Source organism: Paenibacillus sp. WLX2291 (assembly GCF_046603665.1).
GTDB lineage: Bacteria > Bacillota > Bacilli > Paenibacillales > Paenibacillaceae > Saccharibacillus.
Map to the genome: position 1 here is coordinate 4,168,336 of NZ_CP176755.1, position 17,459 is coordinate 4,185,794.

The window sequence follows — 17,459 nt, forward strand, 5'->3', positions numbered from 1 at the left end:
ACGAAGTTCATTGTATGCCATGATACTACTGTGTACTGGGCTATCCTACATGGTATTACCATTTTTATAAAATAGACATTCCAGCTTTTTTGCTTACGCTTCTTTTCCAAGATGAGGCTTAGTATCATCATCTTGCGTTGCAAGTGGGGATGACAGATCGGTCTGTTCTTTTTCAGAAGTATGATCGCTACCTGCTGCCTGTTGTACTTCTGACGGTTCCGAAGTTGTCGTGGCTTCTGACAGGTCATCCGTAGAAGTCTGTTCGGTTTCATCAATCGTGAAGCGGGCTATCGTTTCTTTGAGACCAACCGAGACGGTTTCCAGTTGACTGGATAACGTAACGAGTTGACCGCTGACATTTTGCTGTTCGCTGCTGAGAGAAGCAACTTCCTGCGACGTTGCCGATGATTGCTCCGCTACTGCGCTCACGTTGCTCATTGCTTCACTCATCGACTGCTGCACATTGCTCAGTTCGGAGATCGATTGCGTTGCTGAACCAAGCTTGTTCACAAACTCCTGCATCTGCTCCTGTACCGTTTCAAAAATTCCTGTCGTCTCCTGCACAGCTTCCGTTTGCTGACGGAATAGCGGATATGCTTCATTCAGCACACGTACCGTTTCATCCATTTCCTTCTGGATGTTGGTAGTGATCTCGCCAACCATGAGAATCGATTGACGCGACTGCTCTGCCAGATTACGAACTTCGTCAGCAACGACCATAAAGCCTTTACCAGCTGCGCCTGCGCGTGCAGCCTCAATCGTCGCATTCAGAGACAGAATATTCGTCTGCTTCGTAATGTTCTGCATCGCATCCAGCACTTGCTGTACAGAGGATGTGCTTTCTTTTAGTGAATCAATACGGGTATTCAGGGAACGAATCATATCTTCGGTCACTTTGGTTTTGCCGAGCAAGCTATCCATATGGCGAACGCCAGTTTCACTTGCCTGCTCTACCTGTTGGGCGGATACTTCCATTTGTTTGTTGGCATCTACCACTTTGCCCATACGGTCATTCATCGTCTCCGTCAATTCAGTACCGCGCTCCGCTTCCAGTGCCAGACTACCTGCACCGTTGGCAATCTCCTCCGTCGCAACCGCGATTTCCTTAGCAGATACGGCGGTTTGACGCGATGCTTGACTGAGCGTAGATGCTGTATCCAGCACATGTTGCGCAGAGTCATTCGTCTGCTTGACGAGATTCGTAATATTTTCCATCATCGTATTAAATGCCGTGGATAGCTGTCCAATCTCATCGAATGACTTGTGCTGCATACGCACATTCAGTACACCTTCCGAACCTTGATGCATGAGCAATTGCAGCTTATGCAGTGGACGACCGATCATACGAATGATCAGCAAACCGATTAGAATGGCAATAATCCCGAAGATCGCTGCCATAATCCATGTTAATGTCAGAATCGGGCTTGCACTAGCAACTAGTACCTGTACCGGCACCGTTCCAATCAGCTTCCAATCCACCGTACTGAGTACAGAATAAGCGACTAGGATTGGCTGTGTTCCTTGACTGTTCTGGAAACGTCCATTGCCATCTTTGATCTGATCGATAAACGATAACTGAGATGGTTCTGTGACCATATTTTCGACTGTAGAAGCGATCACCGTATTCGATGGTCCGCCTACAAGATCGATATTGCCGCCATCTCCCAGATTCAAATTATCGATCTGATCGTTCAGCCATTTGCTATTGATGCTCATGACGAATACGAACGAATCGGTACTGCTGGAAATGCGCATCGCGCGTGCGTAGGTGAAGTTTTTGTTTGTTCCTTCTGTTTTGGCAGTTGGCACCCACTGCATGACACTGTCATTATTCGCCAGTGACTGATACCAATCTGTTTTACGAACGTCCTCTACATTCGGAATTCCTGTGCCTGCGCTAATGATACTTAGCGATTGATCCATAGGCACGAGATAGATCGCTTCGACCGAATCAGTAGAATTCAGCTGATTTTGCAGATTTTCGCTGATCGAATTGATCGTCTGATATTTATCATATTCAGATTGTCCGGCACGCGACAGGGCTGCCAGATCACTTTGCATTGTCGGATCGAAGAATACTTGAACAGATGTATTAACCAACTGACTTAGCATGACGTCCAGCTTTTCTCCTGTCTGGATGATCGTCTGTTCATTGCTGATCGCTGCATTTTCCTGAATAACACTTTTGGCACGTACATACGAGAACGTACCCAGCAGCACGACGCAGACCATAATCGCGATAAAAAACATCAAAAATAGTTTAACCCCAACCGATTTGGACGGATTAAAACTGCGCCAATTACGCGCCGCTGCTACCGATGCTTGACCAGCATGTTTGAAACGGTTACGAGATCGGACGGCTGATTTGGATGACTTTGCTGGTTTTACTGATTTTGGTGTTGGATCCGATGTGGTATCGTCCAGATGATGATCCGAACTGAGCGATACATCCGCCGTCTGCGGCTGATCCTGCGAGATCGCCTGTTCTTGATTGTGGCTTCGCCCTTTGAACCACTTATGTAAAGCTTGCTGCGATGGCGCCTGTTGCCGAGGTTTCTTGCGTTTCCCCTTTGGCTCTTGCTTGTCTTCCCCCGATGTTTTCAGTAACTGTTTCGATAATTTTGCTGGCTTGCGATTGGTCTTGTCTGGCTTTTGCCATAACCCCATACTTTTCACCCACCATTTTCAAATTCATGAACCTGTTCCCGGATTTCGGCTATATTGTTTGTATCATCTGCATCCTATACTCTGGTTGGAGTTCTATAGTTACAGTTCTGCTTCCATTATCGGTGATTATCCAGTAAAAATGAACCCCTTTTTCCAAATAATTAAGGTCTTTTCGCCTATTATGTATGAAAAACCTAACATTATATCTACATTTATTTATTTTGATATCGCTATCATTATTATGCAAGTGGGTAATATGTCATGTTCTGTTACATATTCATATTAAGAAAGGGGCAAATGACAACCGGTTCACGCATTATTCCGGTATCATTTGCCCCTACTATTTGATTTATCCCTTGGCTGATCGATAGCTATAATCTTAAACAGCAGCGGCTGTTTTGGCTTGTTTTGCTACTTTTACGTTCTTTTTGCGCATCATATCAAAATAGCGAACCGGTTGATCCACCTTCATTTTGATTTTTTGCAAAGGGTGACGTGCTGCATCCAGTTCATTGCCCTCTTCATCCCAGATCATACCGACCTGTTGCTTGAAGAACGTATTGTCTGGTCCGAAAAATTCAATTTCCTGTCCCGGTTTAAAATGGTTGCGCTGCTGAATGGTCGCCATGCCTGTAGCAGCATCATAATCCAGCACCAGACCAGCAAAGTCATACGGTACCGCTTTATCTTCCGGCTCGTAAATATGATCCTCTTCGTCCGGTGTATCGTAGAAGAACCCTGTATTAAGCGGACGGTTCGCCGCTTTGTTCAGCTCTTCCAGCCATTCCGGCTTCAGTACATAGTGATCAGGATCAGCCATATAGGAGTCGATTGCCTGACGGTAAGCATTAACGACAGTTGCCACATAGTGGATCGACTTCATCCGTCCTTCAATCTTGAAGCTGTCAATCCCCACTTCGATCAGATCAGGAATTGCTTCCAGCATGCACAGATCCTTTGATCCCATAGAGAATGGGTTATCGCCTTCATTGTATAATGGCAGCTGATTGTCGCCTAGCGAGAACGGTTCCGGCGCCTGCTTGTCCATCATCTCTTCCTCGGACATCCAGCGAGATTGCGGACGAGCATCCTCAAACAGATCGTACTTCCAGCGGCAGGACTGGCAACAGCCACCACGGTTGGAGTCGCGGTCAGTAAAGTGGTTTGACAATACGCAGCGTCCTGAGAACGATGAGCACATCGCACCGTGGATAAACGACTCGATCTCTACATCGACATGTTTCTTGATCTCCGCGATCTCTTCCAGACTTGTTTCACGACCGAGTACGACGCGCGGTAAGCCTTGTTCTTTCCAGAATTTTACCGCCTGCCAGTTCAGCGTCGATTGCTGGGTGCTCAGATGCACTTCCAGCCTCGGTGCGCAGCGTAAGGCGACTTCAATGATAGTCGGATCTGCTACGATGATCGCGGAGATGCCGACGTCTTCCAGATTGCGCAAGTATTCTTCGATACCATCTACATCTTCATCATGAGCATAAATGTTAGTCGCTACAAACACTTTGGCACCATAACGATTGGCAAATTGTACGCCTTCCCGCATCTCTTCAAAACTGAAGTTATCTGCGTTGGACCGAAGACCGTATTTCTGCCCGCCAATATAGACGGCGTCTGCGCCATAGTGAATAGCGAATTTCAGCTTTTCCAGATTACCAGCAGGCGCAAGCAGCTCAGGCTTGTCCAGACGGTATCGTTTACCGAAATGGATTGGTTTTGCTGTATTCATTGGAGATCTTCCCCCTCGATCATATTGCTTGAACATTGTTGAATATGACTTATGCGAATATAACTCTTACGATCTTTATTCCAGATCGTGCATAGTTTTAACAGTACATTTAGCATCTGCTAATATAACATTCCTTTTAAAATACCTGTTCCTTATAAAAGAAGCCAAACGCCAACTCGCGTTCCGGGTCTTGCAAGGCGCGAACCTCATCCAACCATTCTTCCTCATACTCGTATTCATCCGTATTGTGTGCGTAAGCGTCGATTGCTTGGCGATACGCGCGCACAACCGCTTCGTTGTACTCCAGCGATTTCAGTATGCCTTCGATCTTGAAGCTATGCACGCCCGCTTCCATCAACAGATGCAAATCTTCCAAAATGCAAATGTCCTCAGAGCTCATAATATGCGTCCCATTTCCGTCTTCATAGATCGGGAATTTCTCATCCCGGCGCTCTGCCTCAATCAGGAACAAGCCGCGATTCAAGCCAAGATCGCCATCCACCTCGCGCCCCTGATGTGCCATATAGCTCTGCACGAGTTGACGTTTGGAGTGATAAATATTAGTCATCCCATGTACCTGTACCTGAGCCTCTACCTTGATCTTATCCATCATCCCGGTAATCTCATCCATATTCAGCTCACGCGCCAGCACAGCTCGTGTAGCGCCCTTACTGCCCCAATAGTTCGCAGTGGATGAACTGGTCGATGTCATCTCAGCATTCCAGTGCAGCTTCAGCTCCGGCGCCCGCTCACGCACGGTTGTCAGCACTGCTGGATCGCCAAACTCAATTCCGTCCACACCTAGATCGCGCAGCTCTTCAATATAAACAGACAAACCGTGCAGTAGCTCATTGGTCATTAGATTGTTGACCGCTGCATATACCTTTTTGCCATGCTCATGACTGTAAGCTACCGCTTCGCCAATCTGCTGCACGTTCATGCTTCCGGGTAATCGCATACCATATCGTTCTTCGCCAACGAGAAAAGCGTCAGCGCCCGCTTCCGCCAGACGGCGCAGTTCCTCTAACGAGGATACCGTCACCAGCAGTTCAGGTTTGTTACTCATTGTCCAGCACCTCCCAGCCTTCCGGCTGTTATTTACATATTCGCATTCGTTCGTACAGCATTGCTCCGCTTACTTCCGATGATAGCACGATATCTATCATACAGGATAAACGGAGCAGATTTGAAGCACATTTGTGTGCATGTGAAGACATTTTCCCTGCACGCCCAAAAGCAGGCACGCATCATGCAGCGATATCGCCTGCTTGATGGTGCCCGCCTTATTTGTGGCGTTAGGAAACAATCAGTTACAGCCTATCTGTGTTTACATACAATGCGATAATGGTGTCTACAGGTTTATTACAAATTGGAGCTTGCGGTACTTTACTCAGTCCCTGTTGTTCCTGACGCATCTGTACCTGTCGTTCCATCTACAGTGCCTGTACCTTCTGTACTTTCATTATCGGTACTCTGTCCTGATCCAGCAGCGCTAGTTGCATTGCTAGTCTCAATATTCTTCTGATGCTCAGCATACGTTTTGGCAAACAGATGTCCGCCAGAGCCGTCTTTTTTGGTCACATAATACAGATATTCTGATGTTTTCGGTTCCAGTGCCGCTTTGATCGATTCAATGCCCGGATTAGCAATTGGACCCGGCGGCAGACCGTCATTCAGATAAGTGTTATATGGACTGTCGATTTTCAGATCGGAATACAGCAGACGTTGCTTTTGCTTGCCTAGTGCATACTGGACAGTAGCATCAATTTGGAGACGCATCTTTTGCTTGATCCGGTTGTCGATCACACCTGCCACCTCAGCACGCTCTGCTGGTACGACAACTTCGCGCTCAATCAGCGACGCTTCGGTCAGCAATTGGTGTAGATTCATGCCGCGTGTTTTCAACTTACTATCCAGATCGCTAATAGATGCCAAATTCGTACGCATGCCTGCCAGCATGTTAGCGATCACATCTTCTTCCGTACTTTCAATTGGCAAATCATACGTTGCCGGGAACAGATATCCTTCTAGCGGATGCAAAATACCATTGCCAGTTGGTACATTCCATTCGCGTGCCTGTTTGAACTGAGATGGATCATCTACCAGTTTCATAAACTTGTCGCGATCCACAAAGCCAGCTTCACTCAGCTTGTCCGCAATTTGAGTAACGGTATATCCTTCTGGAATCGTAAATTTCATCGTTTTCGGTACGACTACATCGGCGTTATTCAGCTTGGTAACAATCTGCTCATACGTCATGCCTGGCGTAAATTCATAATTGCCTGCTTTGAATTGATTGCCTTCATTTTTCCAGCGCAGATACCATTTGAACGCTTGCGCACTGCGAATAATACCGTTATTTTGCAGCTCTTGAGCTAACGATGTCGTGGACGTGCCTTGCTCCAGTGTATACGCTACCGGTTGTTCGGAAGCTGCTGTCGGCTGCATCGCCTTCCAGCCGTAAATCCCTGCCGCTGCGGCAGCTATGATGACAATGACTACGATAATTGCAAATGTCCTGACCACTTTACGCAATAGATATAACATCTCCTTTGACAGTCAAAAAGAGCGGAAAGATTCCCGCTCTTCTCAGAAAGTACATGACCGCAGCAGCAATGCCTGCTGTATACAGATCCGTGATTAATCTTCAAACGGTAAAGTCAACTCATCATACAATTCCGCTACATCTTCCCATTCATCGTCATCATCAATCGTAACCAGCTCTGGCTTTTCACCTGAACCATCCACAATTTTCAAAATTTCGACTTCCGTTTCCGGCAGTGCTGTATCTTTTTGCAATACAGCATACGCACCGGTCTCCGCCTCAAATTCGCTGATCAAACGATAAACAACGGTCTCGCCGTCTTCATCGGTTAACTCAATAAGTACACCGTAGGCTTCCAGCAGTCTGGACGATAACTTGACATTACTCGCAGAAAGATCACTCATGGGCTTATTCACCATCCAATTCAGCTACTAATGTATTGAAGGTTTCTTCGACGATCTGCCACTCGTCTTCGTCTTCAATAATGTACAGCTTCAAATCGTCGCCTTCTTCTTCATATCGGAACGCATATACTTCATCGGTATCGTCCTCTGTGGCTTCCATAGGCACGACCATCATATATTTGGCTTCCGAACCATCAACCTCGAATTTCATGATGACTTCAAATTCCTCTTCGTTACCTTCATCATCAGGAATATAAATAATTTCCGGTTCGTCCTCAAGCAAATTTTGATCTTTAGCCATATTAACCACCCTCACCTTTTACTTTTAGAATCCAAGTAATTTTGTAAAATCAAGCTTGCGGCCATTTTATCCACGACCTGCTTGCGTTTCTTGCGGCTTACATCAGCCTCAATCAATGTGCGCTCGGCTGACATCGTTGTAAGCCGTTCATCCCAAAGGTGAACAGGCAGCTGCACAGATTCCCGAAGATGTTCTGCAAATTCGATACATAGTTGACCACGGGGACCAACACTTCCGTTCATGTTCTTGGGGAGTCCAACCACGAGCTCGCTGATCTCATGTTCCTTGACCAATTCCGCAATACGTTCCAGTACTTCGGGATTGCGCTGCCGGTCAATAACCTCCAGTCCCTGAGCGGTCCAACCGAACGCATCGCTTACCGCAATACCAATCCGGCGGTCTCCGTAATCGAGGCCCAATATTTTCATGATGTGTACGCTCCGTCTCTACCGATGACTGGCCAGGTAGGAACGGACCAGTTCTTCAATTAATTCGTCCCGCTCTTTTTTACCGATCATACTACGCGCATTGTTATGCCGAGGAATATAAGCGGGGTCCCCGGAAATGAGGTAACCAACAATCTGGTTGATCGGGTTGTACTCCTTCTCCACCAATGCATCATACACGGTGAGCAGTATTTCTTGTGAGGAGCTTTCGTGCTCGTCACCTTTGACACTAAACTTCATAGTTTTGTCCATGGAGTCCACTCGCTGACACCTCGCTTTTTCGGAAAGTGATGGAACACACGCTTCCTCAAAATGGAATCCCCTGATGTTCATGTTGATTCTCTCTCATCATAACACATCAAGGGATATACAAGGAATATTTACGTTAAAACTAATCGAAAAGTTACAGAATTTTAAAGTATATTGCAGAATAATGTAAGCGATCCACATTCTTGCTTGCGTGCTTGATTATGCTTCTTGTGTATCCTGCTGTTGTGCGTTATACAGAAGCGACGTGTTTCTTAGCGGCTTCCAGCGCTTCGTTCAGCTTGGACGCGTCTTTACCGCCAGCTTGCGCCATATCGGGACGACCACCACCGCCGCCGCCACAGATGGCTGCAACTTCTTTGACCAGTTTACCAGCGTGCAATCCGCGGTCGATGCCGGACTTCGGTACTACAACGACAAAGTTTACTTTATCTTCGATTGCTGCGCCCAGTACAAGAACTGCTTCCGGCAGTTTGCCTTTCAGTTCATCTGCCAGACCGCGCAGTGCATCCATGCTAGGTGCGTTCACTGCGGTTGCCAGCAATTGCGTACTGCCTACCGTTTCCACTTGATCGGTCAATTGACCAGCTTCGATCAGACTCAGCTTGCTTTGCAGCGATTCGTTTTCACGACCGAGATCGCGTACTTGCTGGTTCAGCGCTTCGATGCGTTTCGGCACATCGTGTACATTCGATTTCAGTTGACCAGCTGCTTGTTTGAGCAGATCAAGCTGACTGTCGAGGAACATATAAGCCAGACGTCCAGTTACCGCTTCGATCCGGCGTACACCGGAGCCGATGCCGCTTTCGGACAAAATTTTGAATAAACCTATACGCGAAGTGTTATCTACATGGCAACCGCCACACAGCTCGATGCTATAATCGCCGATTTTGACTACGCGCACGATATCGCCGTATTTCTCGCCGAACAATGCCATTGCGCCCATTGCTTTGGCTTCGTCGATTGCTGCATAGTTGATCTCCACATCGAGAGCTTTCCAGATTTCCTGGTTTACGCGGCGTTCGATATCGACGATCTCTTCTGGTGTTACGCTGCTAAAGTGGGAAAAGTCAAAGCGCAGACGCTCGGCTTCCACGAGTGAACCTGCCTGATTGGCATGGTTACCCAACACTTCTTTGAGCGCTTTGTGCATCAGGTGAGTCGCAGTATGGTTTTTGATAATATCGTTGCGGTTCGGCTCGTCGACCTGTGCGGTGACGGTATCGCCCACATGCAGCTCACCGGAGCTGATATTTACGATATGCACAGATTGACCGCGGGGTGCTTTGAACAGCGTTTCTACCGATGCTTCGACTTTGTCGCTGCTGAGCAGACCGAGGTCGCTCACCTGACCGCCGCTCTCTGCGTAGAATGGAGTCACGTCAAGAATGACTTGTGCCGTTTGACCAGCGCCAGCGCTTTGTACAAACGCGTCGTCGACGATAATAGCTGCGACAGTCGATTGAACATTCAGCTGCTCATAACCGATAAATTCGCTCTTCGCTTCCAGTTCGGACAGTACGCCGCCCTGTACTTTCATACTACCGCTGTCCTGACGGGCTGCACGCGCACGATCACGCTGCTCCTGCATCGCTGCATCAAAGCCTTCACGATCCACAGTCAGATCGTTTTCCAGTGCATAATCTTCTGTCAGGTCAAATGGGAAACCGTATGTGTCATACAGCTTGAACGCATCTGCACCGCTAATTGCATTTTTCCCTTGTGCTTTGGCTTGTTGCGCCAGCTCACCGAGAATATTCAGACCATCGGATAGCGTTTCGTGGAAACGCTCCTCCTCAGTACGGATAATTTTCTCAATATAATCTTGTTGCTCTACGACAGTTGGGTAGTATACGCCCATCACATCGCCTACAGTTTTGACAAGGCTGAACAGGAATGGTTTGTCCAGACCGATTACTTTTCCGTAACGAACGGCACGACGCAGCAGACGACGGATTACATAACCGCGTCCTTCGTTCGATGGCAGTACGCCATCGCCTACAGCGAATGTCACGGTACGGATATGGTCAGCAATGACTTTCAGCGCCACATCGGTTTCGTTGTTTTGTTTGTAAGTGACACCAGCGATACGCGCGGTTTCCTGAATCATTGGTTGGAACAGGTCGGTGTCAAAGTTGGAATCTACATCCTGCAAGATGGATGTGAAGCGCTCCAGACCAGCACCGGTATCAATGTTTTTGTTCGGAAGCGGCGTATAGCTACCATCTTTGTTATGGTTAAACTGGGAAAATACGAGGTTCCATACTTCCAGGAAGCGCTCGTTTTCGCCGCCTGCATACATTTCTGGATCGTTCGGATCAAGCGCGCCGTAAGCATCGCCACGATCATAAAAAATCTCAGTACATGGTCCACATGGACCTTCGCCGATGTCCCAGAAGTTATCTTCCAGCTTGATGATGCGCTCCGCAGGCAGACCGATTTTCTCATTCCACAACTTGAACGCTTCTTCATCTTCCGGGTATACGGTAACAGACAGACGCTCTGGATCGAAGCCGATCCATTCTTTGCCAGTCAGGAATTCCCATGCCCATGTGATCGCTTCTTCTTTAAAGTAGTCACCGATCGAGAAGTTACCCAGCATCTCAAAGAATGTATGGTGACGGCGCGTTTTGCCGACATTCTCGATATCGTTAGTACGAATACATTTTTGCGAGTTGGTGATACGCGGATTGTCCGGTTGCACCCGTCCGTCGAAATACGCTTTCAGCGGTGCCATACCAGCGTTGATCCACAGCAGAGATGGATCGTTAATCGGTACGAGCGGCGCGCTGGGTTCTACTTTATGCCCTTTGCTCTCAAAAAAAGCGAGCCATTTGGAACGAATTTCACTTGCTTTCATAAATAGCGAGCCTCCTTAGATATAGCGTCTACATCATAGACGCGGGAATTCGATGCGTAACATGTACACAGTGCGCATGATAACAGCAGTCTCATACTGCTTATCCCATAAAATCAACGCATATGGAATCTGTACCTGTAATGACTTGAAATCTAAAAAAACGCCCCTGCTCATAGATCAGGGACGGTATTCTTGTATTTCCTACAGCGGCTTCTCCCTGCACCTCTTCTTTGATTATGCATATGTCCAGCAAGAGCTGAACCGTAAAAAAAGAGGTATGCACAGATACCCATTTCCGCCGCAATGATGCCTGCTGCGCGGAATTTCACGATTTTCAACAACCTATACCAGTATATCCAGCGTATTCGGCTCTGTCAATGACAGCAGACATGGATACAAGCGGTATGAGAGCGTTACCGTTTCTAGGAAAAAGAAAGGTTGCCACTTGCTATACATCTTGCGCCAGATCACGTCGATCCGCCGAGATATCATCCTTTTGGTGAAGCTGACTATCGATATGTTAGATGCCAAAAAACCGCGACTCGACAACATACGTGTTTCGTATGCGATCGGCCGCGGCGATGTTCAGTCATGAGCTGCATGCTACCATGGTATGTATGGAATTACGACTGTCCAGCATTAATGCCCCGACCACTTTCGCTATTGCGTTATGCATGGATTATGAGGATAAAGCAATGGATGCCGCCGCTACAGGCTGCTCTACGAACAAATCGTCCAGCGAGCTGAGCGTACCGTCCTCTTCCACCTGGTATACAGACATTTTGCCGTTATTTACAGTCAATTCAATAAAACAGCCCCAACAATAAAATTGATGCGAGCCAATCTTGCCGATATCTTTGGAACTACAGTTTGGACATTTCATTCCGCGCTCACCCTATCCGTCTACGAGTTTGGGCAGCTGGCTTGCTGTACGACATCCTATAGTAAGATGCTCATGCCACAGGTATACGCGGCACGGACGCACGTCTAATGTAGAAGCGCGTCCGCAGCATATTCCGTTCGGCCGCTGCTGTGCCAGCTACAGTTTACAGACATTCCTCCAGCCGCTGTCCGCTGGCAATCGGCGCCATTATGGCGCTTTCACCAAACGCAACTTGCGTACTAATCGGAAGCCATTTTCTTCCGCCAATCAGATCGGAGATAAAACCGTCGCTAATTTCGATCCCGGTAATGCTTTTACCCAGTTCAGGATTAAAGTAAACATCGGACACATAGCCGAGGATTGCTCCGTCACCGGTAAGGACAGGCAATTCTTTTACCTTGCTATCCCCAATTAAAAATGTATGCTGAATATCGTCAGCCGCCGTCTGGCGAACTGCCTGTTGATTGCGAATCATAATGGCATCATTGCCATAGCTCACAATATCCTCCCATTTCACCGTACGGACTTGGATCGAGAACAGACCTTTGCCTTCCAGCTCGAATCCGTAGACTGACCAATCTTCCGTAATGATAAAATCGTGGATCTTGCCCAGCTGCTTGCCGTCTTCCACATCAAATACAGCGAGTCCTATCATGCTCTGTACTTTTAACACTTTCAGGACCTCCTCAGCGCACATTTTGCGCGGGTACGGAAACCGGAACATGATCGTGTCCGGAGATGGCAACGCCCGACATCTATCCTCCCTTATTCACCATACAGGGGAGTCCTTAACATCATTTACGTATCCGTTGTAAAATGGTTGCAATTTTCTGTGCAGTTTGTTCAATTTCTTGTGTAGTATTACCCAGTCCAAAGCTAAAACGAATCGCCGATTGCTGCACATTTTGCGGTAAATTCATCGCTTGTAATACATGTGATAATTCCAGCGATCCCGAGGTGCATGCGGAACCGCTTGCCGCAGCAATCTGCTCCATATCGAGATTCATCAGCATCGTTTCGCTAGTCGTTCCCGGGAAGCTCACATTGAGAATATGCGGCAGCGATTGCTCCAGCGGCGTATTGATCACAAAAGCATCCCTTCCTGCCTGTTCTTCCAGCTGCTCGAGAAAATATCCACGCAGTGCTGCCAGCTCGCTATTACGTTGCTCCAGCTTGTCTGTCGCCAGCTCTATCGCCTTACCAAAGCCAGCGATTCCGGCGAGATTTTCTGTACCGGCACGGCGCTTGCGCTCCTGCAAACCACCGTGCAGCAGCGGCTCCAGCTTCGTTCCCTGACGTACATACAATGCACCGATCCCTTGCGGACCATTGATCTTATGACTGGAAAAGCTGATCAGATCGACCGGCAGCTCGTGACAGTTGATGCTGACACCACCGAGCGCCTGCACTGCGTCGGTATGAAACAGGATGTTATGCTCACGCGCCAGTTGTCCTATTTCCACAATCGGCTGTAAGGTACCCACTTCATTATTGCCAAACATGATGCTGATCAGAATCGTATCCGGGCGAATGGCAGCGCGCAGATCGTCGAGCGATACGCGACCGCTCTCATTCACTGGCAAATAGGTAATCTCATAACCACGCTTCTCCAGCACTTCGCACGCATGCAGCACTGCATGATGTTCAATCTGCGATGTAATAATATGACGTCCCTGTTCCTTCAGCGCTTCCGCTGCGCCGAACAATGCCATATTGTCGCTTTCCGTTCCACCTGCTGTAAACACCAGTTCATTCGGATGGCAGCCGATTCGCGATGAGATCAGATCGCGCGCTTGACTGACGATCCGCTTGGCAGCACGTCCAAAGGCGTGCACGCTGGACGCATTGCCATGTGTGCCGGTCATTACATTCAACATTTGTTGTGCCACTTCCGGGTGTACCGGTGTGGAAGCAGCATGATCAAGATAGATTGGAGTCATTTCATTTCACCCTGTCTTTCCTTCTATATTGTAAAGTTTCTGCAAAAGAAGCTTCTATATCAAATTAACGAATCGTCAACGAATATAAGTCTCTATCCGTAACATCGTGGATTATTGCTTGTGTAGTCAGCCATCTTCTATAGTATAAGTCGATACGATACCCTATGCCAGACATAGCAAAAAGCGGAAGAATGCGCAGCGCGATGGCGACGGTTCTTCCGCTTGTTCTGATTGTGTGATCGCATTGTGCTAGCTGTCATATACAGCAACGTATATGAAGCAGCGATGAGGATCAGATATAGAACATGTAATTGTCTTCCGCACCTTCGTCCTGATAGCTGATCAGGTCTTTGAGGGTGGTGGAATCGATCACGCTGGCGATAGCGTCGCGGATTTGCATCCACAGATGACGCTTGGCTGCCACGTCCTCATCGGTAAAATCAACGACCGACACCGGTCCTTCCAGCACGCGGATCACTTCGCCTGCGGTAATCTGCTCTGGCTCACGGGACAGGATATAACCGCCATATGCGCCGCGGATACTTTTCACCAATCCAGCGTTACGTAGCGGAGCAATTAGCTGCTCCAAATAATGCTCAGACAGCTGGTTTCGTTCAGCAATACTTTTTAGGGAAGTTGGACCTTCGCCAAAACGCGAAGCCAGCTCCATCATAATCGTCAGACCGTAACGTCCTTTAGTTGAAATTTTCATAGTGTGCACCTCGTCTCTAATATGACCAAACGCATGAAATATTGCCGCTTTATTAGTTGTTGATTTATTTCACAAACCCAATTATAATTAGCAGTTGCACATCAGCGATGTATTCTCAATAATTCACTGTATTCCGATCATTTTTCTATCTTATCGTAACACAGATGAATAGCGTTTGGGAAATGGAATTGCTAGTTGTAGCAAAATTGTAATGATTGGTGAGTGGGATGCCACCTGCTGCACCACCGGCACTTCAATCCGGTTCAATATTAAACGGGGATGTGATATGCAAATGGCAAAAGCAATTTCAGAAACACGTGTAGTCGTCGGGATGTCCGGCGGCGTAGATTCTTCGGTTACAGCACTGCTGCTCAAGCAACAGGGGTATGATGTAATCGGTATTTTCATGAAAAACTGGGATGATACCGACGAGTTCGGCAATTGTACCGCCGAGGACGATGCGGAAGATGTACGCCGCGTCTGCGAACAGATCGGTATTCCTTATTATACGGTCAATTTTGAAAAGGAATATTTCGACAAAGTCTTCTCTTACTTTCTGGAAGAATACAAAAACGGACGCACACCAAATCCAGATGTAATGTGTAACCGCGAGATCAAATTCGGTGAATTCCTGAACAAAGCGCTGGATCTGGGCGCGGATTATGTAGCAACCGGTCATTATGCACGCGTTGTCGATCAGGATGGAACGCTCACTCTGCTGCGCGGCGTTGATAACAACAAAGACCAAACGTATTTCCTGAACGCGCTCAATCAGCAGCAGCTGTCCAAAGCGATGTTCCCGATCGGTCATCTGCCGAAGCCGGAAGTACGCCGAATCGCGGCGGAGCATGATCTATATACTGCTAAGAAAAAAGACAGCACCGGCGTTTGCTTTATTGGAGAGCGCAATTTCCGCGAGTTCCTGAGCAACTATCTGCCTGCCAAATCCGGCAATATGGTTGATATTGCAACCGGCGAAGTGAAAGGTCGTCACGACGGTCTGATGTACTACACGCTAGGTCAGCGTCAAGGTCTTGGCATCGGCGGCTCTGGCAATGGACAACCGTGGTTCGTGGCTGACAAGGATCTGGAGCAAAATATTTTGTACGTCGTACAGGGGGATGCACATCCGAGTATGTACTCGACCGGGCTGGTCGCATCCGGTATCAACTGGATCAATGGCAATACACCAGCGGTCGGTACAATCGTAACATGCACCGCCAAATTCCGTTATCGTCAACCGGATCAAGGCGTTACACTTACTTGGCAGGAAGATGGCAATGTACATGTACAATTTGATGTACAGCAAAAAGCGATCACACCGGGACAGGCAGTTGTCTTTTACGATGGTGATGTTTGTCTGGGCGGCGGCACAATTGAAGTGGCGGAAAAAGTTCCTTATGAGGCGCTGGTGTAAGAACAGACTAGATATGATTGTAACTACTTCGCAGATTATCCACTCTACCTTCCGTTTTGCGATTCGTCTTGTTGACGTATTCGCAAACGGAAGGTTTTTTGGCTTACCAGCACTATTCTTCTTTTGCCATCAGGCAAATGGTATACTAAAAGAAAAAACGGAGGCTGCCGTATGAAAGCGAAACTAGAAGATGTTGCCCGACTCGCTGGCGTCTCGCCGACGACGGTATCGCGTATGATGAACAACCGAGGTTATGTAAGTGAAGCAACCAAAACCAAAGTACGCAGCGCGATGGAAGAATTGAACTATTTTCCTAACGATATTGCGCGCTCGCTATTCAATAAACGTACTCATCTGATCGGACTGATCCTACCAACGACAGCCAATCCGTTTTTTGGTGAGTTGACGTTTCATATCGAGAATCTGTGTGCGGCGCATGGGTTAAAGGTGCTGTTATGTAACAGCTTGAATCGAATCGACAAAGAAGAACAATATGCCGAGATGCTGATGCGTAATCAGGTGGATGGCATCATTGTCGGCACGCATAATCGTGGAATTTTGAATTATAAAAGAGCCAATCTCGCAGTGGTTGCCATTGACCGCTATTTGTCGGACACGATTCCGGTCGTTAGTTCTGACAACTATGAGGGTGGACGGTTAGCAACGCAGCGGCTAATTGATCGGGGCTGTCAGCACATTGTGCATTTTAACGGACCTGCGGAGTTGGAAACGCCTGCACAACTGCGCCGCAAAGCATTTGAAGATGTGATGCAGCAACATGGATTGCCACATTATACGTATGAGATTGAATTGCCGCTGGATCGTGATGATCAGCTGACGTTCATTCGCCGTGCCTTTGACGAGCATCCAGAAATGGATGGTATATTTGCAAGTAATGATATGATTGCGGCTTCGGTTCTGTATGAAGCAGGTGTACGCGGTATCCGTATTCCGCATGATCTGAAATTGGTCGGTTATGACGGCACCAATGTGATCTCCTCTGCTATCCCACAACTGACTACGATTCGTCAGCCCATTGAAGAGATTGCGCGTACCGCGATCGACGTATTACTACGCGAAATCGATGGTGAATTTGATGAAGCGGAGCGGCAGACGATTTTGCCAGTCCAGCTGTATGATGGTTCAACGGCTTAGATCATCATTCTATACAGGTTTCATCCGCAATGTAGCGCCTTCAATGAAGGCGTTTTTTTATTGAATGCTAGGCTTTGATTGGACGATGGACTACTAAGTGATGGATGTTTATTGAGCG

General features: G+C 47.7%; 15 protein-coding genes. 2 read left to right on the forward strand and 13 right to left on the reverse strand.

Annotated features, from left to right (window positions below; all coding sequences use genetic code 11):
* Window positions 1–93: 93 nt before the first annotated feature.
* From ACDE64_RS17815 to cymR, 13 genes are all read right to left on the reverse strand, one after another.
* Window positions 94–2,667 (reverse strand): methyl-accepting chemotaxis protein, encoded by a 2,574-nt coding sequence (locus ACDE64_RS17815; protein ID WP_411347735.1) that lies wholly within the window; start codon window positions 2,665–2,667, stop codon window positions 94–96.
* Window positions 2,668–3,046: 379 nt separating this feature from the next.
* Window positions 3,047–4,411 carry a peptidase U32 family protein gene (locus tag ACDE64_RS17820; RefSeq protein ID WP_411347736.1) on the reverse strand — a complete coding sequence of 455 codons (1,365 nt, stop codon included), beginning with the start codon at window positions 4,409–4,411 and terminating at the stop codon, window positions 3,047–3,049.
* A 136-nt stretch (window positions 4,412–4,547) separates the two neighbouring features.
* A complete protein-coding gene (locus tag ACDE64_RS17825) occupies window positions 4,548–5,477 on the reverse strand; it encodes a peptidase U32 family protein (RefSeq protein ID WP_411347737.1) in 930 nt (309 codons plus the stop codon).
* Between the two features lie 320 nt (window positions 5,478–5,797).
* Window positions 5,798–6,946 (reverse strand): endolytic transglycosylase MltG, encoded by a 1,149-nt coding sequence (mltG, locus tag ACDE64_RS17830; RefSeq protein WP_411347738.1) that lies wholly within the window; start codon window positions 6,944–6,946, stop codon window positions 5,798–5,800.
* Between the two features lie 105 nt (window positions 6,947–7,051).
* Entirely contained in the window at window positions 7,052–7,360 is a 309-nt protein-coding gene (locus tag ACDE64_RS17835) for a DUF1292 domain-containing protein (protein ID WP_411343455.1), read from the reverse strand.
* Window positions 7,361–7,364: 4 nt separating this feature from the next.
* Window positions 7,365–7,661, reverse strand: coding sequence for a DUF1292 domain-containing protein (locus ACDE64_RS17840; RefSeq protein WP_411343456.1), 297 nt, complete (start codon window positions 7,659–7,661; stop codon window positions 7,365–7,367).
* An 11-nt stretch (window positions 7,662–7,672) separates the two neighbouring features.
* A complete protein-coding gene (gene ruvX, locus ACDE64_RS17845) occupies window positions 7,673–8,089 on the reverse strand; it encodes a Holliday junction resolvase RuvX (RefSeq protein ID WP_411343457.1) in 417 nt (138 codons plus the stop codon).
* Between the two features lie 18 nt (window positions 8,090–8,107).
* Window positions 8,108–8,368: an IreB family regulatory phosphoprotein gene (locus ACDE64_RS17850; protein WP_411346839.1), complete on the reverse strand. Its 261-nt coding sequence runs from the start codon at window positions 8,366–8,368 to the stop codon at window positions 8,108–8,110.
* A gap of 238 nt (window positions 8,369–8,606) precedes the next feature.
* The gene (gene alaS, locus ACDE64_RS17855; RefSeq protein ID WP_411347739.1) at window positions 8,607–11,234 is read right to left on the reverse strand and encodes an alanine--tRNA ligase; all 2,628 of its coding nucleotides are present in this window, start codon (window positions 11,232–11,234) and stop codon (window positions 8,607–8,609) included.
* Between the two features lie 679 nt (window positions 11,235–11,913).
* Complete coding sequence (locus tag ACDE64_RS17860) at window positions 11,914–12,117, reverse strand: hypothetical protein (RefSeq protein ID WP_411343459.1); 204 nt, start codon at window positions 12,115–12,117, stop codon at window positions 11,914–11,916.
* Window positions 12,118–12,280: 163 nt separating this feature from the next.
* Window positions 12,281–12,772, reverse strand: a complete 492-nt coding sequence (locus ACDE64_RS17865) for a PRC-barrel domain-containing protein (protein ID WP_411350334.1) — start codon at window positions 12,770–12,772, stop codon at window positions 12,281–12,283.
* A gap of 139 nt (window positions 12,773–12,911) precedes the next feature.
* Window positions 12,912–14,057, reverse strand: a complete 1,146-nt coding sequence (locus ACDE64_RS17870) for a cysteine desulfurase family protein (RefSeq protein ID WP_411347740.1) — start codon at window positions 14,055–14,057, stop codon at window positions 12,912–12,914.
* 292 nt (window positions 14,058–14,349) lie between these two features.
* Window positions 14,350–14,769, reverse strand: coding sequence for a cysteine metabolism transcriptional regulator CymR (cymR, locus tag ACDE64_RS17875; protein WP_367060908.1), 420 nt, complete (start codon window positions 14,767–14,769; stop codon window positions 14,350–14,352).
* 292 nt (window positions 14,770–15,061) lie between these two features.
* Here cymR and mnmA point away from each other — a divergent pair, with 292 nt between their 5' ends.
* Both mnmA and ACDE64_RS17885 read left to right on the forward strand, forming a co-directional pair.
* Window positions 15,062–16,186 carry a tRNA 2-thiouridine(34) synthase MnmA gene (mnmA, locus tag ACDE64_RS17880; RefSeq protein ID WP_411347741.1) on the forward strand — a complete coding sequence of 375 codons (1,125 nt, stop codon included), beginning with the start codon at window positions 15,062–15,064 and terminating at the stop codon, window positions 16,184–16,186.
* 171 nt (window positions 16,187–16,357) lie between these two features.
* On the forward strand, window positions 16,358–17,341 hold the full coding sequence (locus ACDE64_RS17885) for a LacI family DNA-binding transcriptional regulator (protein ID WP_411347742.1): 984 nt from the start codon (window positions 16,358–16,360) through the stop codon (window positions 17,339–17,341).
* Window positions 17,342–17,459 lie beyond the last annotated feature (118 nt).

Bases quoted from the DNA above. Each gene is read 5' to 3' on its own strand.
- ACDE64_RS17860 (WP_411343459.1), bottom strand. From the start codon at position 12,117: ATGAAATGTCCAAACTGTAGTTCCAAAGATATCGGCAAGATTGGCTCG.
- ACDE64_RS17870 (WP_411347740.1), bottom strand. From the start codon at position 14,057: ATGACTCCAATCTATCTTGATCATGCTGCTTCCACACCGGTACACCCG.
- ACDE64_RS17865 (WP_411350334.1), bottom strand. From the start codon at position 12,772: ATGATAGGACTCGCTGTATTTGATGTGGAAGACGGCAAGCAGCTGGGC.
- ACDE64_RS17840 (WP_411343456.1), bottom strand. From the start codon at position 7,661: ATGGCTAAAGATCAAAATTTGCTTGAGGACGAACCGGAAATTATTTAT.
- alaS (WP_411347739.1), bottom strand. From the start codon at position 11,234: ATGAAAGCAAGTGAAATTCGTTCCAAATGGCTCGCTTTTTTTGAGAGC.
- cymR (WP_367060908.1), bottom strand. From the start codon at position 14,769: ATGAAAATTTCAACTAAAGGACGTTACGGTCTGACGATTATGATGGAG.
- ACDE64_RS17885 (WP_411347742.1), top strand. From the start codon at position 16,358: ATGAAAGCGAAACTAGAAGATGTTGCCCGACTCGCTGGCGTCTCGCCG.
- mnmA (WP_411347741.1), top strand. From the start codon at position 15,062: ATGGCAAAAGCAATTTCAGAAACACGTGTAGTCGTCGGGATGTCCGGC.
- ruvX (WP_411343457.1), bottom strand. From the start codon at position 8,089: ATGAAAATATTGGGCCTCGATTACGGAGACCGCCGGATTGGTATTGCG.
- ACDE64_RS17835 (WP_411343455.1), bottom strand. From the start codon at position 7,360: ATGAGTGATCTTTCTGCGAGTAATGTCAAGTTATCGTCCAGACTGCTG.
- ACDE64_RS17815 (WP_411347735.1), bottom strand. From the start codon at position 2,667: ATGGGGTTATGGCAAAAGCCAGACAAGACCAATCGCAAGCCAGCAAAA.
- ACDE64_RS17820 (WP_411347736.1), bottom strand. From the start codon at position 4,411: ATGAATACAGCAAAACCAATCCATTTCGGTAAACGATACCGTCTGGAC.
- ACDE64_RS17825 (WP_411347737.1), bottom strand. From the start codon at position 5,477: ATGAGTAACAAACCTGAACTGCTGGTGACGGTATCCTCGTTAGAGGAA.